This is a genomic window from Vibrio sp. R11-SG3-ISO9, from assembly GCF_059834255.1.
Window position 1 is genome coordinate 1 of sequence record NZ_JCBDGU010000045.1, and the last position, 20425, is coordinate 20425.

The window sequence follows — 20425 nt, forward strand, 5'->3', positions numbered from 1 at the left end:
CAGACCTATCCATGCTAATTGAACCAACCAACAAGCTAATTACCTTTGAAGATTCGAGTATTGATATCTGTATACGCTACGGGCACGGTAACTACCCAAATCTAGAGTCGCGTTGGTTAATGGATGAGGTGCTATACCCTGTTTGTCATCCGCTCTATCAGGAGAAGTATGGAATATACAGTGTCGAAGACCTGCACAAAGCGGAGCTAATTGAAGACCGATGGCCTGATATGGATTGGTCAATATGGCTCAATGAAGTGGGGGTTGAGGGCGGTCATACGACATTGCAGTTTGATGGTTCTCACTTTGTACTAGAGGGAGCACTTTCTGTTCAAGGTGTTGCTTTGGTGAAACACAGCTTAGTGTATCGATACCTGCAAGAAGGCAAGCTGGTTAGAATTGGGAATACCGCGCTAAGGCCGAAATACAATTACTTCTTATGTGCACCGTCGGGATACTTTCATCGCGACAAGATTCAACGCTTCTCTAAATGGATAGAAACTCAAGTCAGTGAGTTTGGTAATAAAGGAAGAGAAGAGCTTAATATCGTCGATACTGATTTCTCATTGAAATGGTCCGGAAACTCCGATGACTAAGCTGCTATACTGACGAAAAATACCTATTGGACTTATCATGACACAAGTAAACAACCCACTGCATGGCATTACTTTGCAAAAACTACTGACTGAGCTAGTGGATCACTATGGTTGGGAAGAGTTGAGTTACATGGTTAACATTAACTGCTTCAAGAAAGACCCAAGCATCAAGTCGAGCTTAAAGTTTCTGCGAAAAACAGAATGGGCGCGAACTAAAGTTGAGCAAGTCTATATCGACCTAAAACGCTAATATCCGCTCCCTAAATCGCTCCAACTCCCCGTAGTTCCCTCGCGGGGATTATCCCCTGTGTCTACTTTTTAGGGGCCACATCATATCTCGTATCTCGTATCTCGTATCTCGTATCTCGTACTCGTACTCGTACTCGTACTATGATTCCCATAAAACAAAAGCCCCGCAAGCTTTCACTTGCGGGGCTTTAAAACTAATTAGATTCTAAAAACAATTACTTGTTTTCTTTCTCTTCTTTAGCTTTTGCGATTACTTCTTCAGCAACGTTTGCTGGACATGGTGCGTAGTGTGCGAATTCCATAGAGAATTGACCACGACCAGAAGTAATTGTACGTAGGTGACCGATGTAACCAAACATTTCTGATAGAGGTACGTCAGCTTTAATACGTACGCCAGTAGCACCAGCTTGTTGGTCTTTGATCATACCACGACGACGGTTAAGGTCACCGATTACATCACCAACGTGATCTTCTGGAGTGAACACGTCAACGTTCATGATTGGCTCAAGAAGTTGCGCGCCAGCTTTTGGCATAGATTGACGGAATGCGCCTTTCGCTGCGATTTCGAATGCGATTGCAGACGAGTCAACTGCGTGGAAGCCACCGTCGAATAGCTCAACTTCAACGTCTAGAGTTGGGAAGCCAGCAAGAACACCGTTATCCATCATAGACTCGAAGCCTTTCTCTACTGCAGGCCAGAATTCTTTAGGTACGTTACCACCAACAACTGTTGAAGAGAACGTGAAGCCAGAGTTTGGCTCACCTGGTTTGATGCGGTAGTCGATCTTACCGAACTGACCTGAACCACCAGATTGCTTCTTGTGCGTGTAGCTATCTTCAATCGCTTGAGTGATAGTTTCACGGTAAGCTACTTGTGGAGCACCTACAGTTAGCTCAACGCCGTATGTACGCTTAAGGATGTCTACCTTGATGTCTAGGTGAAGTTCACCCATACCTTTCAGGATAGTTTCACCTGAATCTTCGTCAGTCTCAACTTGGAAAGATGGATCTTCTGCAACCATCTTACCGATAGCGATACCCATCTTCTCAGTAGAACCTTTATCTTTAGGCGCTACAGCGATAGAGATTACTGGTTCTGGGAAGATCATTGGCTCTAGAGTACATTCGTGCTTAGGATCACATAGAGTGTGACCAGTTTGAACGTTCTTCATACCAACAACTGCGATGATGTCACCAGCTTGAGCTTCAGTTAGCTCGTTACGGTCATCAGCTTGCATCTCAACCATACGGCCGATACGCTCAGTCTTACCAGTTGCAGCGTTAAGGATAGTATCACCCTTCTTCATGCGACCAGAGTAGATACGGATGAACGTTAGTGCACCGAAACGGTCGTCCATGATCTTAAATGCTAGAGCACGTAGTGGCTCATCTGCAGATACAGTTGCAACTTCACCAGTTGGTTCGCCAGTCTCTTTATCAGTTAGAGGCTGTGGATCAACTTCAGTTGGAGATGGTAGGTAATCTACAACAGCGTCTAGTACTAGCTGAACACCCTTGTTCTTAAATGCAGAACCACAGAATGTTGGGAAGAATGCTAGGTCACGAGTACCTTTACGGATACAACGCTTGATGTCTTCGATAGAAGGCTCTTCACCTTCCATGTAAGCTTCCATTAGATCATCGTCTTGCTCAACAGCAGTTTCGATTAGCTCTTCACGGTATTGCTCAACATCATCAACCATGTCAGCTGGGATGTCTTGGATTTCGTAGTTTTCTGGAAGACCAGAGTCGTCCCATACGTAAGCTTTACGGCTTAGTAGGTCTACAACACCAACGAAGTCGTCTTCACGACCGATTGGTAGAACCATAACTAGTGGGTTTGCACCTAGAACGTTTTTAACTTGGTCAACAACGTTGTAGAAGTCTGCACCCATACGGTCTAGTTTGTTAACGAAGATCAGACGAGATACTTCTGATTCGTTAGCGTAACGCCAGTTAGTTTCTGATTGTGGTTCAACACCACCAGAACCACAGAATACACCAACACCGCCATCAAGAACTTTAAGAGAACGGTATACTTCAACTGTGAAGTCAACGTGTCCAGGAGTATCGATAACGTTTAGACGGTGACCGTTCCAGAAACAGCTTACAGCTGCTGATTGGATAGTAATACCGCGCTCAGCTTCCTGTTCCATGAAGTCAGTCGTTGATTCGCCGTCATGTACTTCACCAGTCTTGTGGATTTGACCAGTTAGCTTAAGGATACGCTCAGTGGTAGTTGTTTTACCCGCATCAACGTGCGCGAAAATACCAATGTTTCTGTATTTCGATAAATCTGCCATTGTCTTACTCTGTTAATAGGATATAAAATGCGCGCAGAGTATATCACAATCTGTGAAGACTGATAGCTTTGCATGCATTTGAGACTAAAAAACTTTTGCCTTTCCACAATAAGAAAGGAAAAGTGCTCTGTAGAAACAACCTAAGCGGTTGTTAATTTTAATATTGGGCTCGCAGAAAGACGATTAGCAAACCCAATTTGATTTGCTGCTGTATAGATTAGCCTAACTTAGCTTTATTACAACTCATCAAAAGCACTAATTGCTTCTGACAGCTTTTTCACTCCGTGGATTTGCATCCCTGGAATACCGCCCTTAGGCATATTGGCCGCCGGCACGATCGCTTTTTTAAAGCCATGCTTGAAGGCTTCGTTTAGACGCTCTTGTCCACTTGGAACCGGTCTAATCTCTCCCGCCAAGCCAACTTCACCAAACACGACCACATCTTTAGGCAGTGCTCTGTCTCTAAAACTAGACAACAGTGCCATCACTAATGCTAGGTCAGCACTGGTTTCGGTTACTTTAACACCACCAACGACATTCACAAACACATCTTGGTCGGCCATTTGCAGTCCGCCATGTTTATGCAGCACGGCGAGTAACAAAGAGAGGCGGTTTTGCTCTAGGCCTACGGCAACGCGTCGAGGGTTCGCCAACTGTGAATAGTCTACCAGCGCTTGAATCTCGACAAGAAGCGGACGAGTACCTTCCCAGACCACCATCACTGAGCTTCCCGACGTTTCTTCTTCACCACGAGAAAGGAAAATAGCCGAAGGGTTGGAGACTTCTTTAAGCCCCTGCCCTGTCATCGCAAATACACCAAGCTCATTCACCGCACCAAAACGATTCTTGTGGCTGCGCAGCGTTCTAAAGCGGCTATCAGTGCCACCATCAAGCAGTACCGAACAGTCAATGATATGTTCTAGAACTTTCGGGCCTGCTAGCGTGCCATCTTTAGTTACGTGGCCAACAAGGAAAATAGCCACATTATTCTGCTTAGCAAAACGCGTCAGTGCGGTTGCTGACTCACGTACCTGAGCCACACTACCCGGCGATGACTGAACATCGGCGACGTGCATAACCTGAATCGAGTCGATGACCATGATCTTCGGTTGCTCTTTCTCCGCAACCTGACAGATCTTATCAACGTTAGTTTCCGACAACATTTTTAGATGATCTTTCGGTAGCCCTAAACGCGAGGCGCGCATCGCAACCTGCTGCAAGGATTCCTCACCTGTGACATATAAAGTGGGAAGCTGTGAAGAGAGCAGACACATGGTTTGTAATAGTAGTGTCGATTTACCCGCACCTGGGTTACCACCGATAAGAATCGCCGCACCCGGCACCACACCACCACCAAGAACGCGGTCGAGCTCTTTAAAGCCGCTGCTAAATCTTGGTACTTCTTGCAGATCGATCTCTGAAAGGGTTTGAACACTCGACTCGGTTGCACTACCCGCGTAACCGGTAAGTCTCTCATTACGTGCAACCTGAGGTGATGCAGCGAGCCTTACCTCTGTGATTGTGTTCCAAGCTCCGCATGCATTACATTGCCCCTGCCAGCGCGGGAAGTCTGCGCCGCAGTCATTACATACATAAGCTCGTTTTGCCTTAGCCATAAAACCTCAATAATTTACTTCGTTACACGATGATGTTGTCAAATTGTGATGTCGTTGTCCGTACGGATTAAAATAATCGTTGCAGTCGTACCAGTTATACTTAAAGATCGATTTAAACTAGTCGATAACATAAGTGCACTATCCATTCTAACAATAAAAGTATGCAGCAATCTGAAATTCTATCTGTAGCAGAGCGACTCATCCCAGCCTATCACGCTGAGGATTTCGATTTCCTTCTATCACAAATGACAGAGGGCGAATCCCCGTCTCTGAAATTGCTCGTTAAAATGGAACTGAATCGTATCATGGCGCCGTGTACCAAGAGTATCGATTTACGCGGCCGTATCGACGACGAATGTCACCAGTTTACCCTAGATGGGCGTAAACACTGGCTCGATGATATCGCTCTTAATGCCTATCAGCGCGGCACAAAGAAGTTTCGCGGCTACACTGAAGGCGTTTGGGAGATGGTCATGTCTCCGCGAACTCAGCCAGTCAACAACCAAATCAATACCACTCAGCAAGAAGACAACGGCATCACCAGTGCCAATAGTCCTTATGAAGCGGAACCTATTAACCTTGGTTATGATTTAAAACGTCAAGAGAACCGCCTAAAAGTTGCGTCACAAGTCGAGATAACAACCTCAAAAGGCCAAGTGCTGCATGGTGTGACTGTGGATATATCGCCATCAGGTGGGAAATTCAAGGTGCCAAGCGCATTCAAGTATAGCCTTGGCGAAGTGGTTGGCGTCAAATTTACTGAACTGGTCGAAAAGTCGAAAGAGCCGGGAGTCGACAAAACCACCGAATTTCGAATTCTTGGTATCGACGACTCGTACGATAACAATGCCGTTAAGTTTTTAAGAACAGTACGCGTATGCGACAGTAATATCGTGGGTCGTTTAATCGAAGAATCACTTAACAGTAACAGCAAGAAGACTCAGCACGAAAACCAAGACCGAATCATTCGCACCCGTACTCGCGGAATCGAGCATACATACCTCAAGCACACCTGTAACTTGCCTCTCTTTTTTAGCGGTAGTGAGCTCAAGCTAGCTCTACTGACCGATAACAACCATCCTCTTTGGCAGTACTGGCATGATGAGCGTAACCAACAAGCTTTAGGTACGTTGTTTAATGAGCAACGTATGAACCAATTAGCGAAGCCCGGCGTGAAAGGCACGAGTAATGTTATCTACTCGTTCACTCACGAGCACCAAAATAAGACGTTGTTCTACTCAATGATGTTGCCAGAAGCAACTCGCGAGCAACGCCAACTGTTCTGGCATATTGGTGCTAAGAGATCGAGTTGGAAAACCTTTAAGTTCTCTGTTTTTGAACTGTCTGAAGAAGAGCAACAAGCATTAGCTCAGCACTCGAAAGATCTCGCCAGAAGCTCAGAGCAATTGACCCACTGTGGAATCTTGCAAGAGATCGGTGCCGACGACAGCGCGGACGACTATCTGCTTACAGAAAAACCACGTATTGCCAGCAGTGAGCTGAATAAATTCCGCCACGCACGCACCGTTGTGGGCAATATTCAGAGCATTTACTTTGACTCTCAGTCTCGCCGCAAAGAACCACGCTATCAGTTTAAGTCACCACTGCAGATAACAGCAGGCGATGGTGCAGCAGCGAACGGGCACACTCAGGATCTTTCCAAGCGTGGCTTGAGCGTCACATTAGAGCAGCCACTAGTACTCAAGATCGACGATCCTGTAACCATCAACTTCAATGAGCTTCAACTCTATGATAAGAAGCTACCTCTAAGTGCCGTACCTTACCGAGTGATCCGTGTTAGTCCGAACGGTAAGAATGTTCAATTGGCGATCGATGAAACGGGCAAAACCATGCGTACCGTGGCCTTCCTTAACGGCCTTATCGATCATAACCAAAACAAACTGATCAAAAAGAAAGAGATACTACCGACTCACTCACTGTTGGAATCCCTCCACAATGTACTATTGAGTAAAATGGTCAGTAACCCGATCTTTATTGATAAACCAAGTTCAAAGCTACGCTGTAAGATCATAGGGGTTAACTTTCCACTCAATAACTACTTGAGCTTACTGGCGAAGCTTGGACACAACCATAAATTGTCATTGGAGCCGATATTTAAAGGGCACAGTAATACTCTATTAGCGGATCCGCTGAAGAAAATAGAGGGAGCAGGTCCAAAACATCATGATGTTTACGTAGCAGCGGTTAAGTTTGGTGACAAGATTCAATCGGTACATACCAAGCTAAGCCGAGAGTTCAAATCAGTCAAAGAACGAATCATGTTCATTAAGAAAGCTCAGCATATGGGGGAGCTCTACGTTTTACGAGTATCAACCGCACCAGTTTTCGACCCACTGACTAGCTTGTTCCAATCTGATTTAGAGGCGATTGCTCGGATTAGTATGTACCAAGCGAAGAAACTCGAAAATGAAGTGACGGCCTTTATTGGTTATGGCGAAATGTGTGATATCACAGATGAAGTGCTAATCAGACTCGAGTTGACCAAGTAGCCGAACTACATCATTCAACTATTAGCAAAACCCATTAAAAAAGCAGGCTCCAAGGCCTGCTTTTTCTATCTATAAACAAGGATACTATGGTTTCACTTGCCAGCTGATTTTTTGATGCTTAGCCAATACACCAGAAAGAATACATAGCACGCCGCCCAACCCTGAGTAACGCACTGCAGACTGTGCCTGCTGCTCAACTTTCGGTTTCGCGTGATAAGCAATACCCAAACCTGCCGCTTTCATCATCACCAAGTCGTTAGCACCATCACCGACAGCCACCGTATTGTGCAGCTCTATCTCATGCTCGTCAGCCAGCTCAATCAGAATGTCAGCTTTGGTTTGCGCTGATACGACATCGCCCAACACTTGCCCTGTCAGCTTACCATTGACGATTTCCAAGGTGTTAGATTGTGCGTAATCGAGATTAAGAGTGTCTTTAAGGTAGTCAGAGAAGTAGGTAAAGCCGCCCGATGCAATGGCCGTTTTCCATCCTAGCTTATTCAGAGTGCTCACCAACTCTACCAAATCTGGCATGAATGGTAGTGTACTGCGCACCTGCTCTAAGATAGCTTCATCGGCATCTTTCAGTGCACCAACACGCTGACGGAGGCTCTGTTCAAAGTCGAGTTCGCCTTGCATTGCGCGCTCGGTAATATCGGATACCAGCTCACCCACACCCGCCAGTTTTGCAATCTCATCGATGCATTCAATTTGAATCGCTGTGGAGTCCATATCCATCACAATCAAACCCGGCTTCGATAAGTCTGGAACTTCGCTTAGGCAAGCGTAATCCAGTTTTAGACCCTGTAAGATCTCTTCATGCGCAGGAGTAAGTTGTCCAGACATCAGAGCAACTTCGTATTTGCCCACTTTCCAAGTGTCTAGAATGGTATTGTAGAAGCCTGTGAAAAAGTCGATGTCATCGAAGGCTTGAGGAGAAAGATACTCACCAAACACGATCCAGTTTGCCTTTGATTTGGCCAGTTGAGAAGCGAATCGCGTCTCCGGGAGTCGAGTTAACAGTGTAGTATGCCTTTTAATAGGCAAGAGTTTCTGTGCGTCCATGTGTATGATTCCTAATTAACTTAGCTAGACGTTAACCTATTGCAATTTACATGTGCAAGTCTCAATATACCTTAATCATAACATTTGTTTATTTCAGGCGAGATGAATCATGAATGAATCGCTGTTCTCATTACGCAACGCACTGCGTATCTTAGCGCTGATTTTATTAGCCGCTATGTTGGTGGTCACCATCAAAAATACCGTAGTGATCAGTAAAGGTAATGAGAAAATTCAAGCCAAACAGCTCGAAACTCTAACCAAGGTTCTGATCTCACAAGCGTCGCTGTCTGCGAGCAAAATGATCATTCAGCAAGACCAAGAGCGCCTGTTAGAGCTTACCAATCAGCTATCTCAAGACCGACTGGTTTTTGATACCACAATCTACAACGCTGAAGGTATTCGTTTAGCATCGAGTGAAAAAGCGCTAACAGTTCGTGAAGTACTAGGGTTAGACACTCCGCTTTCTACGGCCAGTATCGGTAAACAACAGTTGGTTGAGCCTATCTACTCTCCGGAAAACACCATCATAGGTTTTATCCGAGTGACTTTTGAGACCGGCCGAGTCACGGCTATCTCAGATCACCATTACCGCAAGAGTGACCGCTATATGATTGGTATGGTAGTGATGGGATTTGTGAGTGGCGTGCTGTTTATTCTATTAATCCTCAGACGTGGCAAGTCTAAGTCAGGCGAGAACCTGCTACTCAAGAACGTTAACTCTTAGTAGGCAAGCCCAATCCAACCAAACAATAAAAAGCCCCTACAGTCGAGACTGCAGGGGCTTTTTTCATTCAGCTCAAAGCATACTGAGGCTTTCGATTACTCGTCGTCACCCAGCAGAACAGAGTCTAGTGCAATTACCATCATGTCATTGAAAGTCGTTTGACGCTCATCAGATGTGGTTTGCTCGCCTGTTTTAATGTGGTCTGAAACAGTACAGATAGTCAGTGCTTTCGCGCCGTATTCAGCACATACACCGTAGATACCAGCCGCTTCCATCTCAACGCCAACGATGCCGTACTTGTCCATAACTTCGAACATTTCTGGATCTGGAGTGTAGAACAGCTCAGCTGAGAATAGGTTACCGACTTTTACGTCAACACCGCGCGCTTTTGCCGCGTCTTCAGCTGCACGAACCATTTTGTAGTCAGCAATTGCAGCAAAGTCATGACCTTTAAAGCGAATACGGTTCACTTTTGAATCGGTACAAGCACCCATGCCGATAACAACATCGCGCACTTTAATATCTTCGCTAACCGCACCACAGCTGCCAACACGGATGATTTTCTTCACACCAAAGTCTTTAATAAGCTCTGTCGCGTAGATAGAGCACGATGGGATGCCCATACCGTGGCCCATCACAGAGATCTTACGACCTTTGTAAGTACCAGTGTAACCAAACATGTTGCGAACATCACACACCTGAACAACATCATCTAGGAATGTTTCTGCGATGTATTTAGCACGTAGCGGGTCACCCGGCATAAGAACAACGTCTGCGAATGCGCCCATTTCAGCATTAATATGTGGAGTTGCCATTGAAAATATCCTTTATCTCAAAACAAAAAAGAAGAGAGAGGCTACCCTCTCTCTTCAGTATACTTAAAAATTACAAAAAGCTTGTGCCGTAGCCCATTGGCGACGTGCCGAAGTACGCTGCTAGCGTTTGGCCGATATCAGCAAATGTGTCACGACGACCTAGTGAACCAGCAGGTACATTCTTACCGTAAACAATCACTGGGATGTGCTCACGAGTGTGGTCAGAACCAGGCCATGTTGGATCACAACCGTGGTCAGCAGTTAGGATCAAGATGTCATCTTCTTGCATCATATCCATAACTTCGTGAATACGACCATCGAAGTACTCAAGTGCCGCTGCGTAACCCGCTACGTCACGACGGTGACCGTAAGCAGAGTCGAAATCTACAAAGTTAGTGAACACAATCGTGTTGTCACCCGCTTCTTTGATCGCGTCTTTAGTTGCTTCAAATAGGTCAGGAATACCTGTCGCTTTCGTCTTCTTAGTGATACCACAGCCAGCGTAGATATCAGAGATCTTACCGATTGAGTGAACTTCACCGTTTTTCTCTTCAACCAGTTTTTGCAGGATCGTTGCTGATGGCGGCTCAACAGATAGATCGCGACGGTTACCGGTACGCTCAAACTGACCTTTACCCGCACCAACGAAAGGACGCGCGATAACACGACCAATGTTGTAATCTTCTAGCTCTTCACGAGCGATCTGACAAAGATCTAGCAGGTTTTGTAGACCAAATGTCTCTTCATGACATGCGATCTGGAATACTGAATCTGCTGATGTGTAGAAGATTGGTAGACCTGTCTTCATGTGCTCTTCACCTAGATCATCCAGTACTTGAGTACCCGATGCGTGACAGTTACCTAGGAAACCAGATAGACCAGCACGCTCTAGAATGCGGTCAGTCAGCTCTTTAGGGAAGCTGTTCTCTTTATCAGTGAAGTAGCCCCAATCAAAAAGAACAGGAACACCCGCAATTTCCCAGTGACCTGACGGTGTATCTTTACCAGAAGACAGCTCAGCTGCGTGGCCGTAAGCACCGATGATTTCAGCGTCTGCATCCATACCAGGAGCAAAACGACCTGTTGACTCTTTATGAGCCATCGCAAGCCCCAGTTTAGATAGGTTTGGCAGCGTCAATGGACCTTGACGGTCAGCGTTATCCGCTAAGCCCTTATCACACTGATCAGCGATGTGACCCATAGTATCTGAACCTACATCACCAAATTTCTCAGCATCAGCCGTTGCGCCAATACCAAATGAGTCTAAGACTAAAATAAATGCTCTTTTCATTGCTATTTCCTTTAGCCCGCTCATTATCGAATAATTTTGGTGTGAGCAGGCTTTGTGTAATTTTTTAATTAAACGTCTTCTGAACGAATTTGACGGTAAACATCCGGCGTTGCTGTGTATTCACCACCAACAGTAATCGCACTTTGAAGGGCTGTTGCCGCTTCTTGCCATTGCTCTTCGTTGCGTGCGTGAATCACCGCAAGAGGCTTGTCTTCGCTTGCTACTTCACCTAGACGGATGAAGTTATCGAAACCGACTGCGTAATCGATGCTGTCAGTTGCAACGCGGCGACCGCCACCCATGCCTACTACAGCCATACCGATTGCGCGCGTATCCATTGCTGATACAACGCCACTTTCAAGTGCGTATACTGGCTTGATGATTTCCGCTTTCTCTAAGTAGTTGTCGTAGTTTTCTACGAAGTCAGCTGGACCACCTAGACCTGCAACCATCTTACCGAAGCACTCTGCTGCTTTACCGTTATCCAGTACTGCCATTAGCTTCTCACGAGCCTCTTCAGAGTCTTTCGCAAGGTTGCCAAGCACGAGCATTTCAGCACATGAAGCTAGCGTGATCTCTAGAAGACGAGGGTTACGGTATTCACCCGTCAGGAATTGAACCGCTTCACGTACCTCTACTGCATTACCTGCAGAAGAAGCCAGAACTTGGTTCATGTCAGTTAGAATCGCTGTTGTCTTAGTACCTGCACCGTTTGCTACAGCAACGATAGATTTTGCCAACTCTTCAGACGCTTCGTAAGTTGGCATGAATGCGCCAGAACCTACTTTTACATCCATTACTAGAGAATCTAGGCCTGCAGCCAGTTTCTTAGAAAGGATTGAAGCTGTGATTAGCGAGATGTTGTCTACAGTCGCAGTGATATCACGCGTCGCGTATACACGCTTGTCCGCTGGAGCTAGATCACCTGTTTGACCGATGATTGCAACACCTGCGTCTTTGGTTACTTCACCAAACACTTCGTTGGTCGGTGTGATGTTGTAGCCAGGGATAGATTCAAGCTTATCTAGCGTACCACCTGTGTGGCCAAGACCACGACCAGAGATCATAGGAACGAAACCACCACATGCTGCCACCATTGGGCCAAGCATTAGTGAAGTTACGTCACCTACACCACCTGTAGAGTGTTTATCAACGATAGGGCCATCAAAGTTCATGTGGCTCCAATCGATAACCATACCTGAATCACGCATTGCACACGTTAGCGCAATACGCTCTGGCATTGTCATTTCGTTGAAGAAGATCGCCATTGCAAATGCAGCGATTTGGCCTTCAGAAACCGTGTTCTTAGCAACGCCCTGAATGAAGAAGTTGATTTCTTCAGCAGTCAGCACTTCGCCGTCACGTTTTCTGCGAATAATTTCTTGAGGTAGAAAAGTTGGAGTTTTGGTATTAGATACTTCAGACATTAGATTCCTCCCAACACTCATGATGAGTATGGTATGTAAGGTAAAGAGGTAATATGGAGCGGCAAAATCACCGCTCCATCAAACAGACAATTTAAGAATTAGTAAGCCGTTGGATCAGCTGTTTCGTCTGTTACTTCTAATGTGTTTAGTAGGTTAGTCAGTAGGCTTGATGCACCAAAACGATAGTGCATGTTGTCTGCCCAATCTGCGCCTAGGATGTCATCAGCCATTGCTAGGTATTGTGCTGCATCTTCAGCAGTACGAACACCACCTGCAGGTTTGAAACCAACAGTCTTAGCTACGCCCATGTCACGGATCACTTCAAGCATCATGCGCGCGTACTCTGGAGTCGCGTTTACTGGCACTTTACCTGTTGAAGTTTTAATGAAGTCAGCGCCTGCTTTGATACAAATTTCAGATGCTTTCTTGATTAGTGCTTCTTCTTTAAGCTCACCAGTTTCGATGATTACTTTCAGTGTGATTTCGCCGCATGCTTCTTTACACTGTTTAACTAGCTCGAAACCTACTTCTTCGTTACCGGCGATTAGAGCGCGGTATGGGAATACTACGTCTACTTCGTCTGCACCGTAAGCTACTGCTGCTTTAGTTTCAGCAACTGCGATTTCGATGTCATCGTTACCATGAGGGAAGTTAGTTACAGTCGCAATACGTACTTCTGGAGTACCTTGCTCACGCAGTGCCTTCTTAGCTGCTGGGATAAAGCGAGGGTAAATACAGATTGCAGCTGTGTTGCCCACTGCAGTCTTCGCGTCGTGACAAAGCGCTACAACTTTTTCAGTTGTGTCGTCGTCATTTAGCGTAGTTAGGTCCATAAGTTTAAGTGCACGTAGAGCTGCTGCTTTTAAATCGCTCATTTCTATCTCCGATCAATATATTCAAATAGTTAACTACTTCGCCCTCCATCCAGTATAGATGGATATTTTAGTAATGCTCTGTAGTCACCAATGAACGGACTTGGTTCCCTGAAGACTTGTTGGCCTTACGCCATCAATTGCTATCCTTGTCACCGCACAGTACCAGTTTGGTCTATGGCACAACAAATCTACCTTGTTGTGTCTAACATCTATAGCGTATCGCTATGTTTGGCCTAATCCCAGAAGAATCACGATTGCGATTAAGCAAGCGGTCATTTTCTTGCCAAAAAGAGAAATCCTATCCCTATAGCTTATACATTATAGGTATCCTTCGATAATTTGTAGTGCTCCTTAGAACGCAAACGGTTTGTATCTCAAAATAATTCAGTTTCCGAGTTATTGATGGCAGCAATCGTTGTGAATAACACATCCTGTGTATCAACGTTTCCTGCACTTATTACTCAATAATCCGGTCCCTAAAACAAAAAAGCCCCGCAGCAATCTCTTGCTACGGGGCGATATTAAAGTGGCGTCTATATAATCTAATCTACTTAATTAGAAAGATAGGAAGAAGCCAGCAATTGTCGCTGCCATCAGGTTAGATAGAGTACCAGCAACAACCGCTTTAACACCCATACGAGCGATGTCGTGACGACGGTTTGGAGCTAGACCACCTAGACCACCTAGTAGAATCGCGATAGAAGAAAGGTTTGCGAAACCACATAGAGCGAACGAGATAATTGCTTGAGTCTTAGTAGACATTACTTGACCAGTCGCTTCAACGATTTGAGCGTTTTCACCAACGAAAGGTACGAAGTTTAGGTATGCAACGAATTCGTTAACTACGATCTTCTGACCGATGAATGAACCAGCGATATCTGCTTCAGCCCATGGCACACCAATAATGAATGCTAGTGGAGAGAATACTTTACCAAGGATCCACTCAAGAGTTAGGCCTTCGAAACCAACCCAACCACCGATGCCACCTAGGATACCGTTGATTAGAGCGATTAGACCGATAAACGCTAGTAGCATTGCACCAACGTTTAGAGCAAGTTGTAGACCAACAGATGCACCACCAGCAGCTGCGTCGATAACGTTAGCTGGTTTGTCGTCGCCACCGTCCATTTCATCAGCGATGTCGTCAGCAGGAGTATCAGTCTCTGGCTTGATGATCTTAGCGAATAGTAGACCACCTGGTGCCGCCATGAATGATGCAGCAACTAGGTACTCTAGAGGTACACCCATAGAAGCGTAACCCGCTAGTACACCACCAGCAACAGAAGCTAGACCACCACACATTACAGCGAATAGTTCAGACTGAGTCATTTTTGGTACGAAAGGACGTACAACTAGAGGAGCTTCAGTTTGACCAACGAAGATGTTTGCTGCAGCAGACATAGACTCCGCACGAGATGTGCCAAGAGCTTTCTGTAGGCCACCACCAAGAATCTTGATAACCCATTGCATTACACCAATGTAGTAAAGTACAGAGATAAGTGCAGAGAAGAAGATTAGAGTTGGTAGTACTTGGAATGCAAAGATGAAACCGATACCGTCAACTGAGAAGTTAACTAGGCTGCCGAATAGGAAACCAGTACCGTCTTTACCGTAGTCGATTACGTTTGCTACACCAGCAGAGAAACCTGCAAGCAAATCACGACCCCAAGGGATGTAAAGTACGAATGCACCAAGTGCGAATTGGATAGCGAATGCGCCACCCACCGTTCTTAAGTTAATAGCTTTGCGGTTGTCAGATAGTAGTACTGCGATTGCAATCAGTACAACCATACCGACTAGGCTCATAAACAGGCTCATAGTTTATGACTTCCTTATTAGTTATTTATTGGCGTGTTACAAAATGGGGCTATAAAGCGGAGGCAATTATACTCATGCGACCACTAATAAAGTAATGCCGTCCTCACACTTTGGTATAAGATTCATGTATCATTCATTTACATCTGTGAGCCAAGTCACGATACAACTGTAAAACACGCAAACGATAAACAAAAACTTTAGATTTTATTCACATATACCGAATAGCTGATGGCTATTTTTCCATATTTGAGTTGCAATCGATTGCTTTGACTCTTTCCTGAGCGAAACAAGTTCATTTAATATCGTAACTAAATATTTGGAATGATTAATGTTTCCTTGCTTACCGCTGATCGGCATATCCGGTGCATCCGTCTCTAAAACGACCCATTCAAGGGGTAAACGAGCGACAGTGGTGCGCGTTTTCTGCGCTCTAGGGTAAGTTATCGTTCCACCGACACCGATATAGAATCCCAAGCGAATCCACTCTAAAGCTTGCTGCTCGCTTCCCGAAAAACCATGGATCACTCCACCATTGGTGAATTTTTGTTGCTTGATAAGCTGGATAAGACGGTTATGTGATTTCCGTTCATGGATAATCAGAGGCAGTTTAAAAGCAGTCGCGAGCTGTATCTGATGGATAAAAAAACGCTCTTGCTTATCGATATCCACATCCACAAAGAAGTCCAAGCCGCACTCTCCTATCGCAACACACTGCTCAGAAGCGCCACTTAAATGCTGTTCAAGTTGAGCAAATTCGCTCTCACTCGCTGTCGCTAGAAAGTAAGGATGAAAACCCAGCGCATAGTAAAGGTTGGAATGTTCCGAGCTCAGTTGCTCGAGCTTTTCCCAGTTGGTTTGACCAATCGAGGGGACGACTACCTTCTCAACGCCTTGCTGCTGAGCGGTTATGAGATAGTCTCGAGCGGCCGCAGAACTGTCTTGATCACCCAACGAAAAGACGTCGAAGTCTAGATGACAGTGGGTATCGAATAGCGGTATCGACATTACGGCTTATCTTTCGGTTCTGGTTGAGGATCGCTACGATAAGGGGTGCAACTACGCTTGTTTTCTGGCGTTAACCCTAACTCTTTACACCATTTATCGTACTGCTTAATCCATCTTTTAATGACTTGAAACATCCACTCTCCTCAAGGCAAACATAAAAAAACGCCTATTGCAGAACAATAGACGTTTTTAATCACTTCGACTAGCACCACCTCAGTGAGTTGGCACCGTCATCAATAGATTAGTGCTCGCGAGTTGCACGGAACTCAACATCAGGGAAACGCTCTGATGCTAGGTTCAAATTAACCATAGTTGGTGCGATGTAAGTTAGGTTATCGCCACCATCCAACGCTAGGTTAGTTTGGTTCTTACGCTTGAACTCTTCGAACTTCTTCGCATCACCACACTCAACCCAACGTGCTGTCGCAACGTTCACGCTCTCATAGATCGCTTCAACGTTGTATTCCGCCTTCAGACGAGCCACAACCACATCAAACTGAAGCACACCAACCGCACCTACAATCAGATCGTTGTTCTGTAATGGACGGAATACCTGAACCGCACCCTCTTCAGAAAGCTGAACTAGACCTTTAAGTAGCTGCTTCTGTTTTAGTGGATCGCGCAGACGAATACGACGGAACAGTTCTGGTGCAAAGTTAGGAATACCAGAGAACTTCAGTGATTCACCTTGAGTGAAGGTATCACCAATCTGGATAGTACCGTGGTTATGCAGACCAATGATGTCACCCGCGTATGCTTTCTCAGCACGTGCACGGTCGCCCGCCATGAAGGTTACCGCATCAGAGATACTTACATTCTTACCAGTACGAACATGGTTCATCTTCATACCTTGAGAGTAAGTACCCGATACGATACGCATGAATGCAATACGGTCACGGTGTTTTGGATCCATGTTTGCTTGGATCTTAAATACGAAGCCAGAGAACTTCTCTTCTGTCGCTTCAACATCACGCTCAACTGCTTGACGAGTTTTCGGCATTGGCGCCCACTCAGTCAAGCCATCAAGCATGTGGTCAACACCAAAGTTACCCAATGCGGTACCGAAGAAAACTGGTGTTAGTTCGCCCGCTAGAAATAGGTCATGGTCGAACTCAGGGCACGCGCCCATGACAAGTTCAAGTTCTTCACGAACGCTTTCAGCTAGATCTGCACCAACTTCTGCATCCAGTTCCGGGTTATCTAGACCTTTGATGATACGAACTTCTTGGATCTCATGGCCGTGGCCAGATTCATATAAGATCGTCTCATCGCGGTGAATGTGGTACACACCTTTAAACTCTTTACCACAACCGATTGGCCAAGAGATTGGTGCACACGCCATGCTCAGCTCGCTTTCAACTTCATCTAGAACTTCCATTGGATCACGCACATCACGGTCCAATTTGTTCATGAAGGTTACGATTGGAGTATCACGTAGACGTGTTACTTCCATTAGCTTACGTGTACGGTCTTCGACACCTTTTGCAGCATCGATAACCATTAGACATGAGTCAACAGCCGTTAGTGTACGGTAGGTATCTTCCGAGAAGTCTTCGTGTCCCGGAGTATCTAGTAGGTTTACTAGGCAATCATTGTACGGGAACTGCATCACAGACGTGGTTACCGAGATACCACGTTCTTTTTCCATCTCCATCCAGTCAGATTTAGCATGCTGGTTAGAGCCACGGCCTTTTACGGTACCCGCTTTTTGAATCGCGTTTCCGAATAAAAGAACCTTTTCAGTAATCGTGGTTTTACCCGCATCCGGGTGAGAGATAATCGCAAACGTTCTACGTTTGCTCACTTCTTGTTGGAAAGACATAGTCGCCCTTTGCTGATCTAAAGCGTAAAAAGGGCAAGTTGTTGAGACTTGCCCTTGAATTTTGTGTGCGGATTATACAGAAGTCGCCCAGCTTTCTAAAGCCTGAGCTAGAAAAAGTCAGAGAGTTAGAGTGACTAGGGCTTTCACTAGCCTAAAGTGCCGGACATGGGCACAACATTAGAGGCAGAGTTCAACTTAAGATTCTCTATCAATCTATCTGCGGTTTGAGGAGAAGTAAGATAGTACCCTTGGCCTATCTCACACCCCATCGACATCAAGTCTCGTTGCTGTTGCAATGTTTCCACGCCCTCGGCGATGACTGCTACTCCAAGCTCGTTGCCTATCTGGATCATGCTCTTGAGTAGAACGAGTGAGGTCGAATTGGTGACATAGTCCATCACAAAGCTACGATCGATCTTCAGAGTATCGAACTCAAAGTCTTTAAGATAAGAGAGCGATGAAAAGCCAGTACCAAAATCATCAAGTGCGATACGAACGCCGAGCTGATGCAGCTCTTTAAAGATGATTTGTGCGAATTGGTCATTCTCGATCATCACGGTCTCAGTGATCTCTACTTCTATTCTATGCGTGGCCACACCACTAGAAATAATCACGCGCTTTAAAGCATCAAAGAATTGAGGATGCTTTAAGCTTCGAGCTGAGATGTTAAGACTCATTACGCCGATATCAATACCGCGGGTAAGCCAGTTTTTGTGTTGCGCCAACGCCAGTTCTGCCACCAGCAGATCTATCTGACGAATTTGCCCCGTCGCTTCCGCAACAGGAATAAAATCATTTGGGTACATCAAGCCTTTAATTGGATGCTTCCAGCGCACTAGTGCCTCAACACCCTCCACATCACCTGACTTCAACGCCCATTTGGGTAAGTAGTGAATCTCAAACTGCTGTTTGTCGATTGCCTGCCTTAAATCGCGTTCCAACTCTTTTTGCGACATCGCAATGTAGTTGAGCTCTTTGGAATAGAACTGGAAATTGTTTTTCCCTAGTGACTTGGCGTGATACATCGCATCATCAGCGTAACGGATCAGTGAGTGTTGTGAGGTGCTATCATCTGGGTAAATCGAAATACCAATACTGGCCGTGATTTCTGCAGTTCCGTGTTTCAGTTCAAAGGGTTCTCTCAGACGCTTAATCAGTTTCGAGGCAATTTTATTGGCGACACTCACCGCCATATCGACATCGCGCAGGTGTTCCAAAACAATGACGAACTCATCACCGCTGAATCTCGCTGAGAGATCCGTCACTCGAATCGATTGTGTTATGCGCTGTGCGACCTGCTTTAACAGTTCATCACCTGCGGCATGACCATAGAGATCGTTGACCTCTTTAAAGTGGTCAAGATCGAGAAACAATAACGCGAACGGGCGCTGAGTTTGTTGAGCATTGAGTATCGACTGCCCGAGTCTATCAAGAAACAGAGTACGGTTGGGCAGCTCGGTTAAAGGATCGAAGTAAGCTTGAGTATGAAGCTGTTTGTTCTTGATCTCGATAGAAGACTTAGCATCAGTGAGCGATTTCAATAATAAGTCTCGGCTCTGTTCATGCTTAAACTGAACACGAAGCGAGTACACACCGATAAAGACAGCTGCAATGATCAGGGTAATACTGGTTTTGGTATAACTGGCAATGCCTGACTCATAGCTGGTTTTAATCACACGCTGAATCTCATCGGCTTGGCTGGCGAAATCGAGATAATACTCGTCAGTCTTTAATCCCAGTGACGGCGTTTCTAAAACCGATTGTTGATAATGCGAACCTGCATATTGGCGAAACTCAGCCAGTGTTTGGCGTAGCATCATCAATCGCTCTCGAAGTTCAGGATCGTTGATCGGTTGATAGCTGCCCATGATGCTCTCTCCCCCATCGAGCAACGCCCCTACATGCCAATCAGCAATCTCTAAGTAGTACCAAACCTCTTGGATCGATTGGGTTGTATCTCCAGAAACAATTTCATCAAACCATAAATAAGCCAGAGAGCCGTTGATCTTTATCTCAGCAGCAGCTTCTGCAAGGGGGGACTTTTTGATCAAGAGATCGGTCGATTGCATGACGAGGACTGTGGTCGACGCTACCACCAGCAACGCTAATAAAGAGGTGAATAGGAACTTTCGTTTATTTAGCATTTTGGGGAATAACATAATCAAGACAAAAAGATTGGGAATAAATCGACCTTAATCCATTAATGTTTCAAATTAATGAACAACCAACCATTTCAGTCACTTATGAAGTTTTGATGAATATTGATGAGTGCGCATTGTATAACCAAGTCCAACACCGTATATTTCGGT

General features: G+C 45.5%; 15 protein-coding genes and 1 pseudogene. 4 read left to right on the forward strand and 12 right to left on the reverse strand.

All coding sequences use genetic code 11. The features are described from left to right. Together AC6R05_RS15910 and AC6R05_RS15915 are read left to right on the forward strand one after the other, a co-directional pair. A partial coding sequence (locus tag AC6R05_RS15910; RefSeq protein WP_500647989.1) for a LysR substrate-binding domain-containing protein occupies window positions 1–596 on the forward strand: 596 nt, incomplete at its 5' end. 37 nt (window positions 597–633) lie between these two features. Continuing rightward, complete coding sequence (locus tag AC6R05_RS15915; RefSeq protein ID WP_500646505.1) at window positions 634–846, forward strand: VF530 family protein; 213 nt, start codon at window positions 634–636, stop codon at window positions 844–846. Between the two features lie 214 nt (window positions 847–1060). On the opposite strand, the gene fusA is transcribed toward AC6R05_RS15915, so the two are convergent. Both fusA and radA read right to left on the reverse strand, forming a co-directional pair. Beyond that, window positions 1061–3148, reverse strand: a complete 2088-nt coding sequence (gene fusA, locus AC6R05_RS15920; protein WP_150869204.1) for an elongation factor G — start codon at window positions 3146–3148, stop codon at window positions 1061–1063. A gap of 236 nt (window positions 3149–3384) precedes the next feature. Further along, window positions 3385–4764, reverse strand: coding sequence for a DNA repair protein RadA (gene radA / locus AC6R05_RS15925; protein WP_255230010.1), 1380 nt, complete (start codon window positions 4762–4764; stop codon window positions 3385–3387). Between the two features lie 161 nt (window positions 4765–4925). On the opposite strand from radA, the gene AC6R05_RS15930 reads away from it, so the two are divergent. Further along, entirely contained in the window at window positions 4926–7274 is a 2349-nt protein-coding gene (locus AC6R05_RS15930) for a PilZ domain-containing protein (RefSeq protein WP_500647990.1), read from the forward strand. Between the two features lie 84 nt (window positions 7275–7358). On the opposite strand, the gene serB is transcribed toward AC6R05_RS15930, so the two are convergent. Continuing rightward, window positions 7359–8339 carry a phosphoserine phosphatase gene (serB, locus tag AC6R05_RS15935; RefSeq protein WP_500647991.1) on the reverse strand — a complete coding sequence of 327 codons (981 nt, stop codon included), beginning with the start codon at window positions 8337–8339 and terminating at the stop codon, window positions 7359–7361. Window positions 8340–8448: 109 nt separating this feature from the next. Between serB and AC6R05_RS15940 the strand changes: the two genes are divergently transcribed. Beyond that, window positions 8449–9063 (forward strand): YtjB family periplasmic protein, encoded by a 615-nt coding sequence (locus tag AC6R05_RS15940; protein WP_032551571.1) that lies wholly within the window; start codon window positions 8449–8451, stop codon window positions 9061–9063. A gap of 95 nt (window positions 9064–9158) precedes the next feature. Here AC6R05_RS15940 and deoD read toward each other — a convergent pair whose 3' ends face one another. The 9 genes and pseudogenes from deoD to AC6R05_RS15985 form a co-directional block, all read right to left on the reverse strand. Beyond that, entirely contained in the window at window positions 9159–9878 is a 720-nt protein-coding gene (gene deoD, locus AC6R05_RS15945; protein WP_032551570.1) for a purine-nucleoside phosphorylase, read from the reverse strand. A gap of 70 nt (window positions 9879–9948) precedes the next feature. Beyond that, on the reverse strand, window positions 9949–11169 hold the full coding sequence (locus AC6R05_RS15950; protein WP_152469230.1) for a phosphopentomutase: 1221 nt from the start codon (window positions 11167–11169) through the stop codon (window positions 9949–9951). A gap of 68 nt (window positions 11170–11237) precedes the next feature. Then, window positions 11238–12596 (reverse strand): thymidine phosphorylase, encoded by a 1359-nt coding sequence (gene deoA / locus AC6R05_RS15955; protein WP_152469231.1) that lies wholly within the window; start codon window positions 12594–12596, stop codon window positions 11238–11240. A 98-nt stretch (window positions 12597–12694) separates the two neighbouring features. Continuing rightward, window positions 12695–13471, reverse strand: coding sequence for a deoxyribose-phosphate aldolase (deoC, locus tag AC6R05_RS15960; RefSeq protein WP_152469232.1), 777 nt, complete (start codon window positions 13469–13471; stop codon window positions 12695–12697). A gap of 555 nt (window positions 13472–14026) precedes the next feature. Continuing rightward, window positions 14027–15289 (reverse strand): NupC/NupG family nucleoside CNT transporter, encoded by a 1263-nt coding sequence (locus AC6R05_RS15965; protein WP_152469233.1) that lies wholly within the window; start codon window positions 15287–15289, stop codon window positions 14027–14029. A 204-nt stretch (window positions 15290–15493) separates the two neighbouring features. Then, on the reverse strand, window positions 15494–16294 hold the full coding sequence (locus AC6R05_RS15970; RefSeq protein ID WP_500647992.1) for a TatD family hydrolase: 801 nt from the start codon (window positions 16292–16294) through the stop codon (window positions 15494–15496). After that, window positions 16233–16428: pseudogene (locus AC6R05_RS15975) on the reverse strand (DUF5363 family protein). Before AC6R05_RS15975 ends, AC6R05_RS15970 begins: the two are co-directional and overlap by 62 nt. 107 nt (window positions 16429–16535) lie before the next feature. Next, a complete protein-coding gene (gene prfC / locus AC6R05_RS15980; protein WP_032551563.1) occupies window positions 16536–18116 on the reverse strand; it encodes a peptide chain release factor 3 in 1581 nt (526 codons plus the stop codon). A 146-nt stretch (window positions 18117–18262) separates the two neighbouring features. After that, window positions 18263–20260 (reverse strand): putative bifunctional diguanylate cyclase/phosphodiesterase, encoded by a 1998-nt coding sequence (locus tag AC6R05_RS15985; RefSeq protein WP_500647993.1) that lies wholly within the window; start codon window positions 20258–20260, stop codon window positions 18263–18265. Between the last annotated feature and the right edge of the window lie 165 nt (window positions 20261–20425).